This is a genomic window from Isoptericola sp. Y581 (assembly GCF_059445475.1).
In genome coordinates, this window is the sequence record NZ_JCAIUK010000001.1 from 79,664 (window position 1) to 95,620 (window position 15,957).

15 protein-coding genes are annotated in these 15,957 nt (G+C 72.5%); 7 read left to right on the forward strand and 8 right to left on the reverse strand.

The genetic code is table 11. The features are described 5' to 3' along the window. Positions 1–51: 51 nt before the first annotated feature. Positions 52–1,041, reverse strand: a complete 990-nt coding sequence (locus AC1C2W_RS00415; RefSeq protein ID WP_495412064.1) for a metallophosphoesterase — start codon at positions 1,039–1,041, stop codon at positions 52–54. After that, positions 1,026–3,416, reverse strand: a complete 2,391-nt coding sequence (locus AC1C2W_RS00420) for a transglycosylase domain-containing protein (RefSeq protein WP_495412065.1) — start codon at positions 3,414–3,416, stop codon at positions 1,026–1,028. Before AC1C2W_RS00420 ends, AC1C2W_RS00415 begins: the two co-directional genes overlap by 16 nt. Before the next feature lie 96 nt (positions 3,417–3,512). Between AC1C2W_RS00420 and sp36 the strand changes: the two genes are divergently transcribed. Both sp36 and AC1C2W_RS00430 read left to right on the forward strand, forming a co-directional pair. Continuing rightward, positions 3,513–3,677 carry a Sp36 family protein gene (sp36, locus tag AC1C2W_RS00425; protein WP_495388329.1) on the forward strand — a complete coding sequence of 55 codons (165 nt, stop codon included), beginning with the start codon at positions 3,513–3,515 and terminating at the stop codon, positions 3,675–3,677. Continuing rightward, positions 3,677–4,153, forward strand: coding sequence for a RidA family protein (locus tag AC1C2W_RS00430; RefSeq protein WP_495388328.1), 477 nt, complete (start codon positions 3,677–3,679; stop codon positions 4,151–4,153). The genes sp36 and AC1C2W_RS00430 overlap by 1 nt, the downstream gene beginning before the upstream one ends. 608 nt (positions 4,154–4,761) lie before the next feature. Here AC1C2W_RS00430 and AC1C2W_RS00435 read toward each other — a convergent pair. Further along, on the reverse strand, positions 4,762–5,439 hold the full coding sequence (locus AC1C2W_RS00435; RefSeq protein ID WP_495388327.1) for a Crp/Fnr family transcriptional regulator: 678 nt from the start codon (positions 5,437–5,439) through the stop codon (positions 4,762–4,764). Between the two features lie 199 nt (positions 5,440–5,638). Here AC1C2W_RS00435 and nth point away from each other — a divergent pair, with 199 nt between their 5' ends. Next, a complete protein-coding gene (gene nth / locus AC1C2W_RS00440) occupies positions 5,639–6,382 on the forward strand; it encodes an endonuclease III (protein WP_495388326.1) in 744 nt (247 codons plus the stop codon). A 47-nt stretch (positions 6,383–6,429) separates the two neighbouring features. On the opposite strand, the gene AC1C2W_RS00445 is transcribed toward nth, so the two are convergent. Both AC1C2W_RS00445 and AC1C2W_RS00450 read right to left on the reverse strand, forming a co-directional pair. Continuing rightward, positions 6,430–7,368 carry an alpha/beta fold hydrolase gene (locus AC1C2W_RS00445; RefSeq protein ID WP_495388452.1) on the reverse strand — a complete coding sequence of 313 codons (939 nt, stop codon included), beginning with the start codon at positions 7,366–7,368 and terminating at the stop codon, positions 6,430–6,432. A gap of 61 nt (positions 7,369–7,429) precedes the next feature. Continuing rightward, positions 7,430–8,191, reverse strand: coding sequence for a winged helix-turn-helix transcriptional regulator (locus tag AC1C2W_RS00450; RefSeq protein WP_495388325.1), 762 nt, complete (start codon positions 8,189–8,191; stop codon positions 7,430–7,432). 262 nt (positions 8,192–8,453) lie between these two features. Between AC1C2W_RS00450 and AC1C2W_RS00455 the strand changes: the two genes are divergently transcribed. Then, positions 8,454–9,200, forward strand: a complete 747-nt coding sequence (locus tag AC1C2W_RS00455) for a hypothetical protein (RefSeq protein WP_495388324.1) — start codon at positions 8,454–8,456, stop codon at positions 9,198–9,200. A 26-nt stretch (positions 9,201–9,226) separates the two neighbouring features. On the opposite strand, the gene AC1C2W_RS00460 is transcribed toward AC1C2W_RS00455, so the two are convergent. Both AC1C2W_RS00460 and AC1C2W_RS00465 read right to left on the reverse strand, forming a co-directional pair. Beyond that, positions 9,227–9,898 (reverse strand): YceI family protein, encoded by a 672-nt coding sequence (locus AC1C2W_RS00460; protein WP_495388323.1) that lies wholly within the window; start codon positions 9,896–9,898, stop codon positions 9,227–9,229. A 208-nt stretch (positions 9,899–10,106) separates the two neighbouring features. Further along, on the reverse strand, positions 10,107–10,493 hold the full coding sequence (locus AC1C2W_RS00465) for a DsrE family protein (protein ID WP_495388322.1): 387 nt from the start codon (positions 10,491–10,493) through the stop codon (positions 10,107–10,109). A 181-nt stretch (positions 10,494–10,674) separates the two neighbouring features. Between AC1C2W_RS00465 and AC1C2W_RS00470 the strand changes: the two genes are divergently transcribed. From AC1C2W_RS00470 to AC1C2W_RS00480, 3 genes are read left to right on the forward strand one after another with little or no spacing between them, the layout of a single operon-like run. Continuing rightward, complete coding sequence (locus AC1C2W_RS00470; RefSeq protein ID WP_495388321.1) at positions 10,675–11,259, forward strand: heme-binding beta-barrel domain-containing protein; 585 nt, start codon at positions 10,675–10,677, stop codon at positions 11,257–11,259. Continuing rightward, positions 11,259–12,413 carry a CAF17-like 4Fe-4S cluster assembly/insertion protein YgfZ gene (ygfZ, locus tag AC1C2W_RS00475; RefSeq protein ID WP_495388320.1) on the forward strand — a complete coding sequence of 385 codons (1,155 nt, stop codon included), beginning with the start codon at positions 11,259–11,261 and terminating at the stop codon, positions 12,411–12,413. The genes AC1C2W_RS00470 and ygfZ overlap by 1 nt, the downstream gene beginning before the upstream one ends. A gap of 10 nt (positions 12,414–12,423) precedes the next feature. Continuing rightward, complete coding sequence (locus AC1C2W_RS00480; RefSeq protein WP_495388319.1) at positions 12,424–13,623, forward strand: FUSC family protein; 1,200 nt, start codon at positions 12,424–12,426, stop codon at positions 13,621–13,623. Between the two features lie 219 nt (positions 13,624–13,842). Here the strand turns inward: AC1C2W_RS00480 and AC1C2W_RS00485 are convergent, their stop codons facing one another. After that, complete coding sequence (locus AC1C2W_RS00485) at positions 13,843–15,861, reverse strand: MDR family MFS transporter (RefSeq protein WP_495388318.1); 2,019 nt, start codon at positions 15,859–15,861, stop codon at positions 13,843–13,845. Positions 15,862–15,957: the final 96 nt, after the last annotated feature.

The window sequence follows — 15,957 nt, forward strand, 5'->3', positions numbered from 1 at the left end:
AAGCCTGCTCAGAATAGCCGACGATCCGGCCTGGACGAAAACGAGATCCGGCTACCGGGCGGTGAAGGTGAGCAACGTCGCCTCGGGGCGGCATGCGAACCGCACGGGCGCGTACGGCGAGGTGCCCGCGCCGGCCGAGACGTGCAGCCACGTGGAGCCGTTCCCGCCCGTCTCGTCGGGCCGCGGGCCCGGCCAGCCGTGCAGGCCGCTGGCCCGTCGGCGGTCGATATCGCAGTTGGTGACGAGCGCGCCGAACCCCGGCACCCGCAGCTGGCCGCCGTGCGTGTGCCCGGCCAGGACGACGTCCGCGCCGTCGGCGTGCATCCGGTCGAGCACGCGGCGGTACGGGGCGTGGGAGACGCCCAGGTGCAGCACGGCGTCGCGGGTTGAGCCTGTCGAAGCCTCGCTGGTTGAGCCTGTCGAAACCCGGGTTTCGACAGGCTCAACGGGCGGGCCGGGGAACTCGTCGCGGTCCAGGTGCGGGTCGTCGACGCCCACCAGCGACAGCAGCCGGCCGTCGGCCTCGACGACGTCGCGCCGGTTGGTGAGGTCCTTCCATCCGGCGGCGAGCATTGCGTCGGCCAGCTCGCCGGCCGGCAGCTCCGGGGGGCGCGACGGCGCGACGCGGGCGTCGGGCAGCAGATAGCGCACCGGGTTCTTCGGCACGGGGGAGTAGTAGTCGTTCGAGCCCATGACGAACGCCCCGGACGCGGAGATGAGCAGCGGGGAGAGCGCGTGCAGCAGCGGTCCGAGCGAGTCGCGGTGGGCGAGGTTGTCGCCCGTGTTCACCACGAGGTGCGGCTCGAGCTCCGCGAGGGACCGCACCCACGCGATCTTCCGGTGCTGGGACGGCGTGAGATGCAGGTCCGACAGGTGCAGCACCCGCAGGTCAGGCTCGCCCGCCGGCAGTACGGGCACGGTCACCCGGCGCACGGTGAAGAGCTTGGTCTCCAGGTGGGCGTACGCGAGCCCCGCGAGTCCGGCCGCGACGACCCCGCCGGCCACCTGCCAGCCCCGCACCCCGGTCAGTTGTCGCTCCACGCGTCGCCGAGCGAGTCCCAGTCGCCCTCGGTGATGGCGTCCCACGCGGCGTCGGCGTCCGTCCGGCCGTCCTTGCCGTTGCCCTTGTCGTTGCCCTTGCCGTTGTCGCCCTTGTCGTCGTCGCGGTCCTCTTCGCCTTTGTCGTCGCCCTGGTCGTCCCCCTTGTCGTCCCCGCCGTCGTCGGGCGTGGTCGTCTTCGGGGCGGCGCCGATCAGCTTCGAGTCGGGGGCGCCGAAGTCCTCGGCGGGCAGTCCGGCGACCGCCTTGTCCATGTAGGTCTTCCAGGCGGGCGCCGCGATCGTGGAGCCGTACAGCACGCGGTAGTACTTGCCGTTCACGACGTTGCCATCCGTATGGTTGTCGTTCACCTTGTCCGCGTTGCCCACCCACACCGATGTGGACAGGTTGGGCGTGAAGCCGGTGAACCACGTCTGCGCGGACAGCTGGGAAGTACCGGTCTTGCCGGCCACCGGGCGCCCGTCGGACAGGCCGCCGAGCTCGCGGGCGGTGCCCGAACCGGAGAAGACCTTCTCCATCGCGTACACGACGGTGTTGGCGATGTTCGCCGGCAGGGCGTCCTTGTCGCAGTTCGCGTCCGGGACGTCGTAGTCCTTGTCCCCGGGGCCGGTGATGCCCGTGATGGCGATCGGCGAGCAGTAGGTGCCGCCGCTGGCGAGCGTGGCGTAGGCGGCGGCCTGGTACAGCGGCGTGGACTCCTGCGTGCCGATGATCATCGGTGCCAGGATGTCGATGTCATCCTCCTCCGGAGCGGTCACCACCCCGCCGCTGCCCCCGTTGTGGACCGAACGGGTGGGCCGGAAGCCGATGTCCCAGGCGGTGCTGCGCAGGTCGCACAGGTTGAGCTGGAACCCCATCGCCGCGTAGGCGGTGTTGACAGACTCGTAGGTCGCCTCGAGGGCAGAGATGTAGCCGACCTCGACGCCCTCCGAGTTCGCCGGAGCCCACGGCTCTGCCGCCTGGAGATTCCCGACGCACGGCGTCTGGAAGTCCTGCGGCCAGCGCGCCGTCTTCGTCGCGTTCACGCGCTCGCTCAGGGTGTGGCCCTCCTTGAGCCACTGGGCCAGCACGAACGGCTTGAAGTTCGAGCCCACCTGGAAGCCGCCGGACGCGCCGTGCGTCGGGTCGGCCGAGTAGTTCACGCGCGTGGTGCGCCCCTCGCTGCCCGCCGACGGGGTGTAGGGGATGTTCTGCGCCATGGCCCTGATCTCGCCCGTGCCGGGCTCCACGGAGACGACGGCGGACTGCAGCTTGCTGGAGTCGTCGGCCGGGACGGCGTCCTTGACCGCCGCGGCGGCGGCCTTCTGCTTCTTGGGGTCCAGCGTGGTGTGGATCTCCAGGCCGCCGCGGTAGAGCAGCGCCTGGCGCTCTGCCTTGGTCTCGCCGAACACCGGGTTGGTGACGATCTCCTTGGTGACGTAGTCGCAGAAGAACGCGGAGTCCTTCGCGGCGCTGCAGCCGATCTCGACCGGGTTGACGTCGAGCGTCTCCTTGATCGTCTTGGCCTTCGCCTCGTCGCGCTCTTCCGTGGAGATATAGCCCAGCTTCCACATGTTCTGCAGCACCAGGTCGCGGCGCTCCTTGGCCTCGTCCGGGTTGACCGTCGGGTCGAAGCGGCCCGGGGACTTGGTGATGCCGGCGATGGTGGCCGCCTCGACGACGCTCAGCTCGGAGGCGCTCTTGGAGAAGTAGTAGCGGGCCGCGGCCTCGACGCCGTAGACGCTGCGCGAACCGAACTGGGCGGCGTTGAGGTAGCCCTGGAGGACCTCGTCCTTGCTCATCGACTTCTCGATCGCGATGGCCATCTTGGCCTCGGTGAGCTTGCGGGCGATCGAGTCCTCGCTGGCCTGGATGACGCCGAACGGGTCGTCGTCCTGCAGGGCCTGGTCGATGAGCATGTTCTTCACATACTGCTGCGTCAGCGTCGACGCGCCCTGCGTCGCGTGCCCGGCGAAGTTGTTCGCGAGCGCGCGAGTCATGCCCTGCACGTCGATGCCGCCGTGCTCGTAGAAGCGCTCGTCCTCGATCGAGATGACGGCTTTCTGCATCGGCTCTGCGATCTCGGCCAGCGGCACCACGATGCGGTTCTGCGCGTAGAACGTGGCGAGCAGCTTGCCGTCGGCCGCGTAGATCCGCGACTGCTGCGACATCGGCCGCGGCTCGAGCTCCGCGGGGACCTCGTCGTAGATGGCGATGGTGCTGTCCGCCGCGGCATCGGCCCCGGCGACCACCGGGATGACGAGTCCGGCGGCGAGCACACCGCCTACACCTGCCGCGAGGACGAACGCGAGCAGCAGCGCCACGAGCTGCGTCGCGGGCATCGTGCGGGTGATGCGACGAGGGTCGGATTTGGCCATGCCCACCAGGGTAAGGGTTGGGGCTGTCTCAGCACGGCCGGGCGGCCGCGTCCCGCTGTGCAGGTTCTGTGGACCGGTGGTGGTTACGATCGCCGCATGGCTACCACGTGGGAGTACGCGACCATCCCCCTGCTGATCCACAACACCAAGGCGATCCTGGACCAATGGGGGGCAGACGGCTGGGAGCTCGTCCAGGTCGTCCCCGGCCCCGACAGCACCAACCTGGTCGCCTACCTCAAGCGACCCTCCGGCGAGCAGTGATGAGCACCTCAGGACCCGAGGCCCGCCTCGCCGAGCTCGGCATCTCGCTGCCCGACGTCGCCGCGCCCGTCGCGAGCTACGTCCCGGCCGTCCGGTCCGGGCACTACGTCTACACGGCGGGCCAGCTGCCCTTCGTCGACGGCGCGCTGCCCGTCACCGGCAAGGTCGGCGCCGGCGACGGGCTCGTCTCGCCGGACGTCGCCGCGGACCTGGCACGCACCAGCGCGCTCAACGCCCTGGCCGCGGTGCGGTCGCTGGTGGGCTCGCTGGACGCCGTCGCCCGCGTCGTGAAGGTCGTGGGTTTCGTCGCCTCCGACCCGTCGTTCACCGGCCAGCCGGGCGTCCTCAACGGCGCGTCCACCGTGCTCGGCGAGATCTTCGGCGACGCGGGCGTGCACGCGCGTTCGGCCGTCGGCGTCGCGGTGCTGCCGCTGGATGCTCCTGTCGAGGTGGAGCTGATCGTGGAGCTCGCCTGATTCTCTGGTTGCGGCCGTAACTCTCGGGTTACGGCCGCGGGTGGGGACGAGGTTCTTCGCCCGGTCGCGTTCACGCGCCCCAAGGGGCGCTCCACTTCGGGAGATCTACGACCGGGCGAAGAACCTCGTCCCCACCCGCTCCTACATCATCTTCCGCGCCGCGTCAGGTCCTCTTGTGTCCCCAGGCGTCGCGGAAGACGTCGCGGTAGGCGACTTCCAGGGACGGACGTCGCGGCCGCCGGTCGACCTCTGTCCCTGGGCGTCGCCGATGACGGCGAGGTAGCGGCCGCGGAGGGACGTCAGTCCTGGCGCCTAGCCCGCAGGTCGCGTGGCGGGCCGAAGGCGAGGCGGGCGCCGCGTCGTCGTCGGGCATCGCGACTGCGAGCCGACAGTCCGAGCAGGCGGAAGGGGCGTTCTTCGCCCGGTCGTAGATTTCCCGAAGTGGATCGCCCCTTGGGGCGCGTGAACACGACCGGGCGAAGAACGCCCCTTCCGCCTGCGGCCGAAACCGAGGTGACGGACCGGTGGTTTCGACAGGCTCAACCAGCGATTAGTGACAGGCTCAACCAGCGATCAGTGACAGGCTCAACCAGCGCCCGACCAGCGGCTCAGCGAGCCCGACGCTCCAGGCGGTCGATGTCGAGCAGCACGACGGCGCGGCCCTCGCGGCGGACCCAGCCGCGGGTGGCGAAGTCGGCCAGCGCCTTGTTGACGGTCTCGCGGGAGGCGCCGACGAGCTGGGCGAGCTCCTCCTGCGTGAGGTCGTGCGCCACGCGGATGCCGTCGTCGTTCGGCTCGCCGAAGCGGGACGAGAGGTCGAGCAGCGCCTTGGCGACGCGGCCGGGCACGTCGGAGAAGACGAGGTCGGCCAGGGTCTCGTTGGTGCGGCGCAGGCGGCGGGCCAGCGCTCCCAGCAGCGTCGTGGCGACGCTGGGGTGCGCGGCGATCCAGTGCACGAGCGCGTGGTGCCGCAGCTCGTAGACGAGCGCGTCGGACACGGACGACGCCGTCGCCGTGCGGGGGCCCGGGTCGAACAGCGACAGCTCGCCGAACATCTCACCGGGACCGAGGATCGACAGCAGGTTCTCCCGGCCGTCGCTCGACCGGCGGCCGAGCTTGATCTTTCCCTGCGCGATGACGTAGAGCCGGTCGCCGGGCTCGCCCTCGCGGAAGAGAACGTCCCCACGGGTGAGCTCGACCGGGACCATGGACTCGAAGAGCGCCTTCGTCTCCTCGGATTCCATGTCCGCGAAGAGAGGGGCGGAGAGCACGACGGTGTCGTCCACAGGATTCCTCACGTGGTTCAGGGGCGGCCTTTCCCGGGGTGGGGCGGGTCGTCCGGGGGTTGTCAAGAGGATGTGTTCCGGTTCTCAGTCTGCCTCACCACACCAAATCGCGTCGCCTCGGTGGGGTCCTGACCGCGCGGTCCTGGGCCCGTCGCCGCTCGACCGACGGCCGTCGGACGGGGTGGCTAGGCTCCAAGACGTGCCGACGAAGCCCACGACCACGCCCGCCAGTGACGAGACCCCGACCGGTGAGTCCCGGGTGGCGCTCGTGCGCCGGGCTCGCAGGATCGACCGCGAGCTGGCGGCCACGTATCCGGACGCCCGAGCGGAGCTGGACTTCACCACGCCCCTGGAGCTGCTGGTGGCGACGGTGCTCTCGGCCCAGACCACGGACGTGCGCGTCAACGCGACCACGCCCGCCATCTTCGCCCGGTACCCGGACGCCGCGGCCTACGCGGGCGCCGACCCGGCGGAGATGGAGGAGCTGTTCAAGCCCCTCGGCTTCTTCCGGGCCAAGACGCGGTCGGTCATCGGGCTGGGGCAGGCGCTGGTCGAGAGGTTCGACGGCGAGGTCCCGGCGCGGCTGGACGACCTGGTGACGCTGCCCGGGGTGGGTCGTAAGACGGCGAACGTGGTGCTCGGCAACGCCTTCGGGGTGCCGGGCATCACCGTGGACACGCACTTCGGCCGCCTGGCGCGGCGCTTCGGCTGGACCACGTCAGAGGACCCGGTCAAGGTCGAGCACGAGGTGGGTGCGTTGTTCCCGAAGAAGGACTGGACGATGCTCAGCCACCACCTCGTGTGGCACGGGCGCCGGCGCTGCCACGCGCGCCGGCCGGCGTGCGGGGCGTGCCCGGTGGCTCGGTGGTGCCCGTCGTTCGGCGTGGGCGAGGTGGACCCGGTCGCGGCCGCGAAGCTGGTCAAGCCCGGCCCGCGCGGCTGATCCGCTGCTGGTTGAGCCTGTCGAAACCCGGCGCGGTTTCGACGAGCTCAACCGGCGGTGGGGGAGACGGCGTGCTGCAGCCAGTCGGCCAGCAGCGCGCCGAGCTCGTCGGGGGCCTCCTCGGGCAGGTAGTGCCCGGCGCCTTCCAGCAGCTCGAACCGGAAGTCGCGCGCGAGCGCCGCGCCGTCGACGCCCGCGTGCTGCGGATCGAGGAACCCGTCGAGCCGGCCGTGCACCTGGAGCACCGGGACGTCGACCGGCTGCCGGACGGCGGCCAGGTACCGCCGCCCGTCCGGGCGCGGGGTGGAGCGCACCATCCAGCGCAGCGACTCCATCACGGTGTGCGCGGCGAACGGGATCCGCATCACCGTCCGGTAGAGCTCGAGCGCGTCGGCGCCGAGGGGGCGGGCGGCGCCGTCGCGCAGCACGCGCGCCACCATGTCGCCGTCCGTGAGCCGGCGCTCGGGCAGGGTGGGCAGCTGGTAGAGCGCGAGCTGTCGGCGCGCCACCGGGGTCAGGAGCTGGCGGCCCGACACGTGGAGTCGCCCCGGGTGGGGCGACGACACGGCGGCCACCCCGGCGGTGACGGCCGGCTGCAGCCGCGCCATCGACCAGGCGATCACGCCCCCCGTGCCGTGCCCGATCACGACGGCCCGGGCGTGGCCCAGCGAGCGCACCACGCCCGCGACGTCACTGGTGCTGGTGAGGACGTCGTAGCCCGACGGCGGCTTGTCGGAGGCGCCGACGCCGCGCAGGTCCATCGCCGCGACCCGGAAGCCGGCGGCGGCGAGGCTCTCGACCTGGTGGCGCCACGCCCACCAGAACTGCGGGTAGCCGTGCAGCAGGACGACAAGAGGGCGGCGGTCGCCGTTCGACCGGTCGGGGCCGGCGAGCGCCACGTGGAAGCGCGCCCCGTTGGCGGGCACGAGCTCGTGCCGCCAGGGCCCGTCCACGAGGGCGCTGGAGAAGTCGCTGGAGTCCGACATCGCGGTCACCGGACGAACCTACCCGCTGTGCGGCGCCGGGGCCGGGGAGGGCGCGCGGCGGTCAGCGGGCCGGGGCGCGCCCGGCGGCGCCGTCGCCGGCGTTGTCCGCCGAGGTGCCGACCCCGTCCGGGTTCTCGGCGGGACGAGGCTCCTTGGGCGGGTCGAACCGGTAGCCCACGTTGCGGACGGTGCCGATGAGCTGCTCGTGCTCGGGGCCGAGCTTGGCGCGCAGGCGCCGCACGTGCACGTCCACCGTGCGGGTGCCGCCGTAGTAGTCGTACCCCCAGACCTCCTGCAGCAGCTGGGCGCGGGTGAACACGCGGCCTGGGTGCTGCACGAGGTACTTGATGAGCTCGAACTCCTTGTACGTGAGGTCGATCGGGCGACCGCGCAGCCGCGCGGTGTAACCGCCGGCGTCGATGGCGAGCTCGCCCGCGGCGATCTCCTGCGGGCCGTCGTCCACGGGCCCGTGGGCCGAGCGCTCGATCACGAGCCGCAGCCGCGCCTCGACCTCGGCGGGAGACGCCGTCTCCAGCAGCAGGTCGTCGACACCCCACTCGTGCGTGACGACGGTCAGGCCGCCCTCGGTGAGGACGAGCACGAGGGGCACCGTGAGGCCCGTGGCGTGCAGCAGGCGGCACGTGGTGCGCGCCGCGACGAGGTCGCGCCGCGCGTCGAGCAGGACGATGTCAGAGTCGGGGGCGTCCACCAGCGCGGACGGTTCCATGGGCAGCACACGGACCTTGTGGTTCAGCAGGCCCAGCGCGGGCAGCACCTCGACGGACCCGCCCGCCGCGGGGGTGAGGATCAGCAGCTGGGCCACCGGCACCTCCTCCCGGGTCGTCGGACGGTTCGTTCGACAGCGTCCGACGAGGTGCGTCCGCCAACGTACCGCGGCTGGGGTGTTGGTCACACCACATCCGACCCGGTCGACCGACCAGGTCCCCGAAGTGTGCCTCGAACCATGTTGCGGGCGCGTTAAGGGCCGGCGACCGGACTGTGTCGTGGGAGATCCGGGTCACGGGACGCCCGGTCGTGGAGATCCGGGCACGAGGCGTGCCGCGCGGTCTGGGACACTCGTCGTCGTGACCGTGACCACCCGTGCCGTCTGGACGGCCGTCCTCTCTGCCGTCGTCGCGGCCGCGGCCTCGCTCGGGTCCCTCGGGATCCTGCCCCTGACCGCCGTTGCGGCGGCCCTGGTGCTGCTGCTCGCGATCGGCTGGGCGCCGCTGCTGCGGCTGCCCGCCCCCGGGGGGACGACCGTGGTGGTCGGAGCTGCGGGGCTCGGGGCCGTCGCGGTGGCCTGGGCCACCAGCGGCGAACCGGTGCTGCGCAACGTGCCGATCGTGCTCGCGATGGCCCTCGTGCTGGCGTTCGTCGCGGAGATGCTGCGCCGCGGGGGGCGGCCCCGGCTCGTGGAGTCGGTGAGCGGCACCGTCAGCGGCGCCGTCGTCGCCGTCTGCTCCTGTGGATGGGTGGCCGTGGGCCGCTCGGAGGCGGGCGCCTCGCTCGTCGTGGTCGCCGCCGCGGGCCTGGCGGTCGCGGCAGCCGTGTCCGCGCTGCCGGTGGCGCGCGGGTGGGCGGGGTCGCTCGTGGGCGTGGTGCTCGGCGGCGTGGCCGCCGGGGGAGCGGGCTTCCTCGTCCCGTCCATCGACCCGGTGAGCGGTCTCGTCGCGGGGGTCGTGACCGGGCTCGTGGTCGCGGTGCTGCGCCTGCTGTTCGAGCGTCAGCCCGCGCTGACCAGCCGTCGCGCCGTGCTCGCGGCCGTGACGACCCCCGTCGCCGTCGCCGGCATCCTCGTGTTCGTCGTCGGGCGGCTCGTCGTCGCCTGACCGCTCACCACGAGGGCGGGCCGGCGTCAGGCCTGCGGCTCGGGCGGAGTCTGCCGGACGGCCTCGCCGGCGAGTTCGATCCGCACGGTCTTGGACACGAGGACGCCGCCGGCCTCGAGGGCGACGTTCCAGGTCAGGCCGTACTTCTCGCGCTCGAAGTCGGCGCTCGCGTTGAAGCCGAAGATGTCGTTGCCGAACGGGTCACGACGTGCGCCGCCGAACTCGGCGTCGAGAGCGATGGGGTGCGTGACCCCGCGGATCGTGAGGTTCCCGTGCAGCACGAACTTCGCCGACGTGCGGTCGACCGTGCGGGGGAGGGCGCCGCGACCGGGCGCGCGCCCCTTGAGCCGGGCCCACGAGAACATCGGGTCCTCCTCGGTGCGCCACGCGATCCCGGTGCTGCGGAATTCGATGGTCGGGTAGTTCTCGACGTCGAGGAAGTCGGGGCTGCGCAGGTGCGTGTCCCGGTCCGGGCTGTGCGTGGTGATCGTCGCGGTCTCGAGCGTCGCTGAGACCGACGACTGCAGCGGGTCCTCCGCGACGTGGATCGTGGCGGTGCCGACGGGGAACTCGCCCCGCACAGGGCTGACCATCATGTGCATCGCAAGGAAGCCCAGGCGCTTGTGCGCCTCGTCGAGCAGGTACGTCCCCGCCGCAGGGATGACGAGGTCGTTCCAGGTCCGGGTGGGCGCAGTCATGGGTAGTTCTCCGGAATCGCGACGGCGGTCGGCCCGCGCCCGCGCAGCGGCAGGGGGGCCTCGGGCATGTGCGTCCCTGCGGCTCGTGCGGCAGGGCGTCACGGGATGCTTCAACGTTCAAGCTACGGCACCAGGGGTGCCTGACCGGAGTGTTTCCTGGCGTTGGTGGCGGGGGTCACAAGGGGCAGAGCGGGGCCCGTCGGTGGGCTCAGTAGACGAGGGCCTGTGCGCCGGGGCGCAGCACCTCCTCGGTGAAGACGGCGGCCCCGGCGATGCGCACGCCGGGCAGGACGTCGTCGGCCGTGAGGTCGCGACGCGCGGCGCACTGGGTGCACAGGGTGACGGAACCTGCGGCGAGGACGGCGTCGAGCAGGTCCGCCGCCGGGGCGGCGTGGTCCAGGGCCAGCTCGGCGGCGCGGCCGGGGACGGCGAACCACGCGGCCTCGCCGGTGAGCCACAGGCTCACCTCCGCGCCCGCCGCGGCGGCCGTGGCCGCCACCGTCAGGGCCTGGTTCGCGGCCTCCGGCCGGTCCCGCCCGGACGTGGTCTTGATCACGAGAGAGCGTGTGGACGCGCTCGAGGTGGTGGACGTCATGACCGGCGACCCTACTCACGCCACCTTGGCGGTGGGTGATAAGGGGAGGGGCTGGGTAGGATCGCCGCATGTCGATCCATGCTCTCGAGGCAGTGTTTACCGGTCTGCTGGTCGTCGTGACGATCGCGATCATCTGGTTCTCCGGGTACGTCGTCTACAAGCTGTTCCAGGGCCAGCGCTGATGCCCTTCGCCTTCCCCGAGGGCCTCGCGCCCGAGGTCTATCCGCTCGCGTGGCTCGTGGGCCGGTGGCAGGGCGAGGGCGTCGTCGAGTACCCCGGCATCGACGAGACGCCGTTCGTCCACGAGCTCGTCTTCGACCACGACGGCGGCCCGTACCTGCGCTTCGAGTCCACCCTGCGCGTGCGGTCGGCCGCGGCCGCGGCCGCCGACGGCGAGGGCGAGCCGGGCGACGACGAGCCGGGCGACGACGAGCCCGACACCGTCTGGTCGACGGAGACCGGCTACTGGCGCGTCTCCAGCGAGCGCCCCGAGGGGCTCGAGGACGACCGGCACGCGCTTGAGGTGCTCGTCACCGACGCGTCGGGCCGGCTGTCGCTCTTCCTGGGGGTCGCCGGCAACGGCCGCATCGACCTCGCCACCGACTTCGTCGCCCGCACCTCCACCGCCGCCGAGGTCACCGCTGCCAAGCGGCTCTACGGCCTGGTCGAGGGCCGGCTCATGTGGGTCGAGGAGCTGGCCGCGTTCGGCCACCCCCTCGGCTCGTACGCCTCCGCCCAGCTGGACCGCGTCACCGAGGAGTCCTGATGGACAACAGCCCCCTGCTCAACCGCCACGGCGCGGTGCCCGCGTCCGGCCCCGACGCCGGCGTGGCCTGGCACTACGGCGACCCTGTGGCCGAGCAGCGCGCGCTCGCCCGCGGCGGGGCGGTCGTGGACCAGTCCCACCTCGGCGTCGTGCGGGTGGCCGGGCCCGACCGCCTGTCCTGGCTGCACTCGATCACGTCGCAGGACGTGCAGGCGCTGCCGCCGCGCACCTCCACGGAGCTGCTGGTGCTCTCGCCCCAGGGGCACGTGGAGCACGCCGCGGGCGTCGTCGACGACGGCGAGGCCACCTGGCTGATCACCGAGGGTGACCACGCCGCCCCGCTCGCGGCCTGGCTCGACCGGATGAAGTTCATGATGCGGGTGGAGATCGCCGACGTCTCGGGCGAGTACGCGGCGATCGGCGAGCCCGTCGCCGCCGAGGCGGCCGAGGGCGAGCCCGTGACCTGGTGGGACACCTGGCCGCGCGTCGCCGACGGCGGCACCCGCTACGGCCCGCCCGAGTCGGAGCACCCCGGCGCGGACCGCCCGTGGCGGCTCGTCCTCGTGCCGCGCGCGGAGCTCGAGACCGCCGTCGCCGAGCGCGAGGCTGCGGGTTGGAAGCTCGCCGGCACCTGGGCCACCGAAGCCCTGCGCGTCGAGGCCTGGCGTCCTCGGCTGGCCCACGAGGTCGACCACCGCAGCGTGCCGCACGAGCTCGACTGGCTGCGCACCGCCGTTCACCTGCACAAGGGCTGCTACCGCGGACAGGAGACCATCGCGCGGGTGCACAACCTCGGCCGCCCGCCGCGGCGCCTGGTGCTGCTGCATCTCGACGGCTCCCAGCACGTGGTCCCCGAGGCCGGCGCACAGGTGTTCCTGGACGGCACCGACGGGCGTGCCGTCGGGACCGTGACCACGGTCGCCCGGCACCACGAGCTGGGGCCGGTCGCGCTCGCCGTCGTCAAGCGGTCCGTCCCCGACGACGCCGAGCTGACCGTGGCCGGCGACGTCGGCGGGCAGGAGCTCCGGGTCGCTGCGGCGCAGGAGCTGGTCGTCCCCGGCGACGGGGTCTCGGCCGACCGTCCCGAGGCGCACGGGCCGCTCGCCCGTGGCCTCACCCCACGCGGACCGGACGCGCCGCAGAGCCTGCTGTGAGCGGACGCCCGTGAGCGACGAGCCGGCGGCGCGTCCCGCGGGCGAGCTCGCCCGGGCGGCGCTGCGCACCATGCGGCGCCGCATCCGGGTGCGCCAGGGCTGGCGACGTGCCCGGACCTCCTTCTGGCCGATCGTCCAGGCGTCGCTGGCCGCCGGCGTCGCCTACGGGTTCGCGTCCTACGTACTGGGCCATCAGCAGCCGTTCTTCGCTGCCGTCGCCGCGTGGGTCTGCCTCGGGTTCAGTTTCGACCGCGACCTGCGCCGCGTGGCGGAGGTGGCGGTCGGCGTCGCGCTCGGCGTCGGCCTGGGCGACCTGCTGGTGCACCTCATCGGGTCGGGCTGGTGGCAGCTGACGGTGGTCATGGCGATCTCCGCTCTGCTCGCCCGGTTCATCGACCGCGGCGCGCTGCTGGCCACGCAGGCCGGCGTGCAGGCGATCGTCGTCGTCGGGCTCCCGGCCGCGGTCGCCACGGGGGGAGCGATCGGTCGGTGGACGGACGCGCTGGTCGGGGGCGCGATCGCGCTGCTCGTCGCCCTGCTGACCCCGGGCGACCCGCGTCGGCGCCTGCGGGCCCTCGCCGAGGAGGCGACGGACGAGCTCGCCATCGTGCTGGAGGCCGTCGCCCGCGGGCTGCGCGACGCCGACGAGGACGACATCGCCGGCGCGCTCGTGCGCGGTCGGGCGGCCGAGACCGTGCTCGCGGACTGGCGCGAGCTCGCGCGCAAGTCGCGGGAGATTGCGCGCGTGAGCGTCAACCGCGTGCACCGGGGCGAGATCACCCGTCTCGCCTCCCAGGCCGTGCTGATCGACCGGGCGATGCGCAGCGTGCGCGTGCTGGCCCGCCGCGCCCCGGCGGCGCTCCAGTCGACGGGGCCCGCACCGGACGGCGGCACGGACAGGGTCGACCATGGCTCCGACGACGGGGGCGTCGACGCCGGCGCGGAGGTCCGCCATCCGGTCGCGGACCTCGTGGATCGGTACGCGGGCGGGGCGCGGCTGCTCGCGAGCGCGCTGGGGGCCGGCATCGACCCGGCCCGGGCGCGCGAGGCGCTGTCGGCCGTCGCCGCCGACGCCGACCCCCGCGTCCTCGGGGAGGGGTACTGGCAGGTGCAGTCCCTCGCGCTGCTGCTGCGGTCGCCGCTGGTCGACACCCTCGAGGCCGCCGGCATGACGCCCGAGGCCGCCCGCGCCACCCTCCCCGAGCTCTGACGCCGAGGAGCCCAGACCCCCGGCGGGGTAGTGCGGATCTCCGCGAGGTAGTCCGAAACCTCGCGAGGTAGTCCGAAACCTCGCGAGGTAGTCCGAAACCTCGCGAGGTAGTCCGAAACCTCGCGAGGTAGTCCGAAACCTCGCGAGGTAGTCCGAAACCTCGCGAGGTAGTGCGGATCTCCGCGGGTAGTCCGGGATCGCGCGAGGTAGTTCGGGCGCTCAGCGCGTCTCGACGAGGTCCGTCTTGTCGGCCAGGAGCTGGTGGGTGAGCTGCTCCACGAGCTCGTCGACCTCGGGCTCGTCGCCGCCGGGCCATTCGGCCACGTAGCGCTGCAGCCGTCGCCGTTCGGCGTCGCGGATCGCCTCGGCGGCGGCGTCGCCGGCTGGTGTGGCCACGACGGTGTCGCCGTCGATCTCGACGAGCCCGCGTGCCCTGAGCCCTTCAGCGACCTGGCGCACGGTGTCCTCTGAACGCGCGGTGTGTTCCGCCATGAGCTTCACCGAGCGCTTCCGTTTGAGGGAGACGCGCGTGACCATCCAGGCCTCCGCGGGCGTGAGGCCCGAGTCGGAATCGACCAGCTCGTAGACGCGCAGCGGGTCCAGCTTGCCCACGCGACGCCACAGGATCAGTCGCAGCTCGTCGAGGGACGTGCGCCCCGAGCCGAGGGCGAACGACGCGCCCGCGGCCTGCCCGGCGCTCGCGGGGCCGCCGCCGCGGGTGGAGGTGCGCAGCTCGACCTCGGGGAGCAGCCACGTCAGCAGGAAGCCGAGCGCCGCCACCGGCACGGCCCACAGGAACACCACGTGCAGGGCCCCGGCGTAGGCGTCGAGGAACCAGTTCTGTACCTCGGGCGTGCACTGCCTGAGCGTGTCCGTGGACGCGGCGAGCGCGTCCGGGGCGCACGCACCCTGCGCAGACGACGGCACGGACGTGCGGAGCTCGGCCGTCAGGCGGCCCGAGAAGATCGTGCCGAAGACGGCGACCCCCACCGACGAGCCGATGGTGCGGAAGTACGTGGCGCCCGACGTCGCGGTGCCGAGGTCGCGGTAGCTGACGGCATTCTGCACCGCGATGACGAGCACCTGGGTCACCATGCCCAGCCCCGCGCCGAGCACGAACATGCTCAGCCCGGCCTGGAGCGACGTCGTGTCCCGACCCATGAGAGAGAGCAGGTAGAGACCGACCGACGTGGTCGCGGTGCCGAGGATCGGAAAGATCTTGTACCTGCCCGTACGGGAGATGAGCTGACCGGAACCGATGGACGTGATCAGCATGCCGAGCATCATCGGCGTCATCTCGAGGCCGGACTCGGTGGGCGTGGAGCCCTTGACGGTCTGCAGGTACAGCGGCAGGTAGGTGATCGCGCCGAACATCGCGAACCCGACGACGAATCCGACGACGGCCGTGACCGAGAAGACCTTGCTGTGGAACAGGCGCAGTGGCAGCACGGGTTCCGGCGCCCGTCGCTCGACGACGACGAACCCGATGAGCGAGGCCACGGCGAGCGCCACCATGGCGTAGACGGGCGCAGAGCTCCACCCCCAGGTGGTGCCGCCCAGGCTCGTCACCAGCACGATCGACGTCGAGACGGTGCCCAGCAGGATGATGCCGGCGTAGTCGACGCGCGGCTTGCGGCCGGTGTCGATGTGCGGCAGCACCGCTGCGACGACCAGAAGCGCGATCACGCCGATCGGGATGTTGATGTAGAAGACCCAGCGCCAGCTGAGGCTGTCGACGAAGAACCCGCCGAGCAGCGGGCCGGCGACGGACGAGACGCCGAACACCGCGCCGAAGAGCCCCTGGTACCGGCCGCGCTGCCGAGGCGGCACGACGTCGCCGATGATCGCCTGCGAGAGCACCATGAGGCCGCCGCCACCGATGCCCTGCAGTGCGCGCCATGCGATGAGCTGCACCATCGTCTGCGACGTGCCGGCCAGGATCGAGCCGACCAGGAAGATCACGATGCAGGTGATGAACAGCCCCTTGCGCCCGAACAGGTCGCCGAGCTTTCCCCACAGCACCGTGGTGGCGGTGCTCGCGAGCATGTAGGCCGTCACCACCCACGACAGGTGCTCCGCCCCGCCGAGGTCCGACGTGATCGTCGGGAGTGCCGTCGCGACGATCGTCTGGTCGAGGGCAGCGAGGAGCATCGCGAGCATGAGGCCGCCGAAGATGGCCCAGACCCGGCCCTGCGGCAGCGCCGGGGGATCGGCGGGCGGCGCGCTCTGTGCGGTCATGCTGTGCCCTCCCGGCGTCGGGCGGATCTCACCGCCCCGGTGCTTGAGCCTGCGTCGTCCTGAGCTTGTCGAAGGGTCGAACCACCCCGTCCTGCT

Excerpts from the sequence above, each read along its gene's own strand:
- AC1C2W_RS00485 (WP_495388318.1), bottom strand. The coding sequence starts at position 15,861 with ATGACCGCACAGAGCGCGCCGCCCGCCGATCCCCCGGCGCTGCCGCAG.
- sp36 (WP_495388329.1), top strand. The coding sequence starts at position 3,513 with ATGGCTACCACGTGGGAGTACGCGACCATCCCCCTGCTGATCCACAAC.
- AC1C2W_RS00430 (WP_495388328.1), top strand. The coding sequence starts at position 3,677 with ATGAGCACCTCAGGACCCGAGGCCCGCCTCGCCGAGCTCGGCATCTCG.
- AC1C2W_RS00445 (WP_495388452.1), bottom strand. The coding sequence starts at position 7,368 with ATGTCGGACTCCAGCGACTTCTCCAGCGCCCTCGTGGACGGGCCCTGG.
- AC1C2W_RS00420 (WP_495412065.1), bottom strand. The coding sequence starts at position 3,416 with ATGGCCAAATCCGACCCTCGTCGCATCACCCGCACGATGCCCGCGACG.
- AC1C2W_RS00465 (WP_495388322.1), bottom strand. The coding sequence starts at position 10,493 with ATGACGTCCACCACCTCGAGCGCGTCCACACGCTCTCTCGTGATCAAG.
- AC1C2W_RS00470 (WP_495388321.1), top strand. The coding sequence starts at position 10,675 with ATGCCCTTCGCCTTCCCCGAGGGCCTCGCGCCCGAGGTCTATCCGCTC.
- AC1C2W_RS00460 (WP_495388323.1), bottom strand. The coding sequence starts at position 9,898 with ATGACTGCGCCCACCCGGACCTGGAACGACCTCGTCATCCCTGCGGCG.
- ygfZ (WP_495388320.1), top strand. The coding sequence starts at position 11,259 with ATGGACAACAGCCCCCTGCTCAACCGCCACGGCGCGGTGCCCGCGTCC.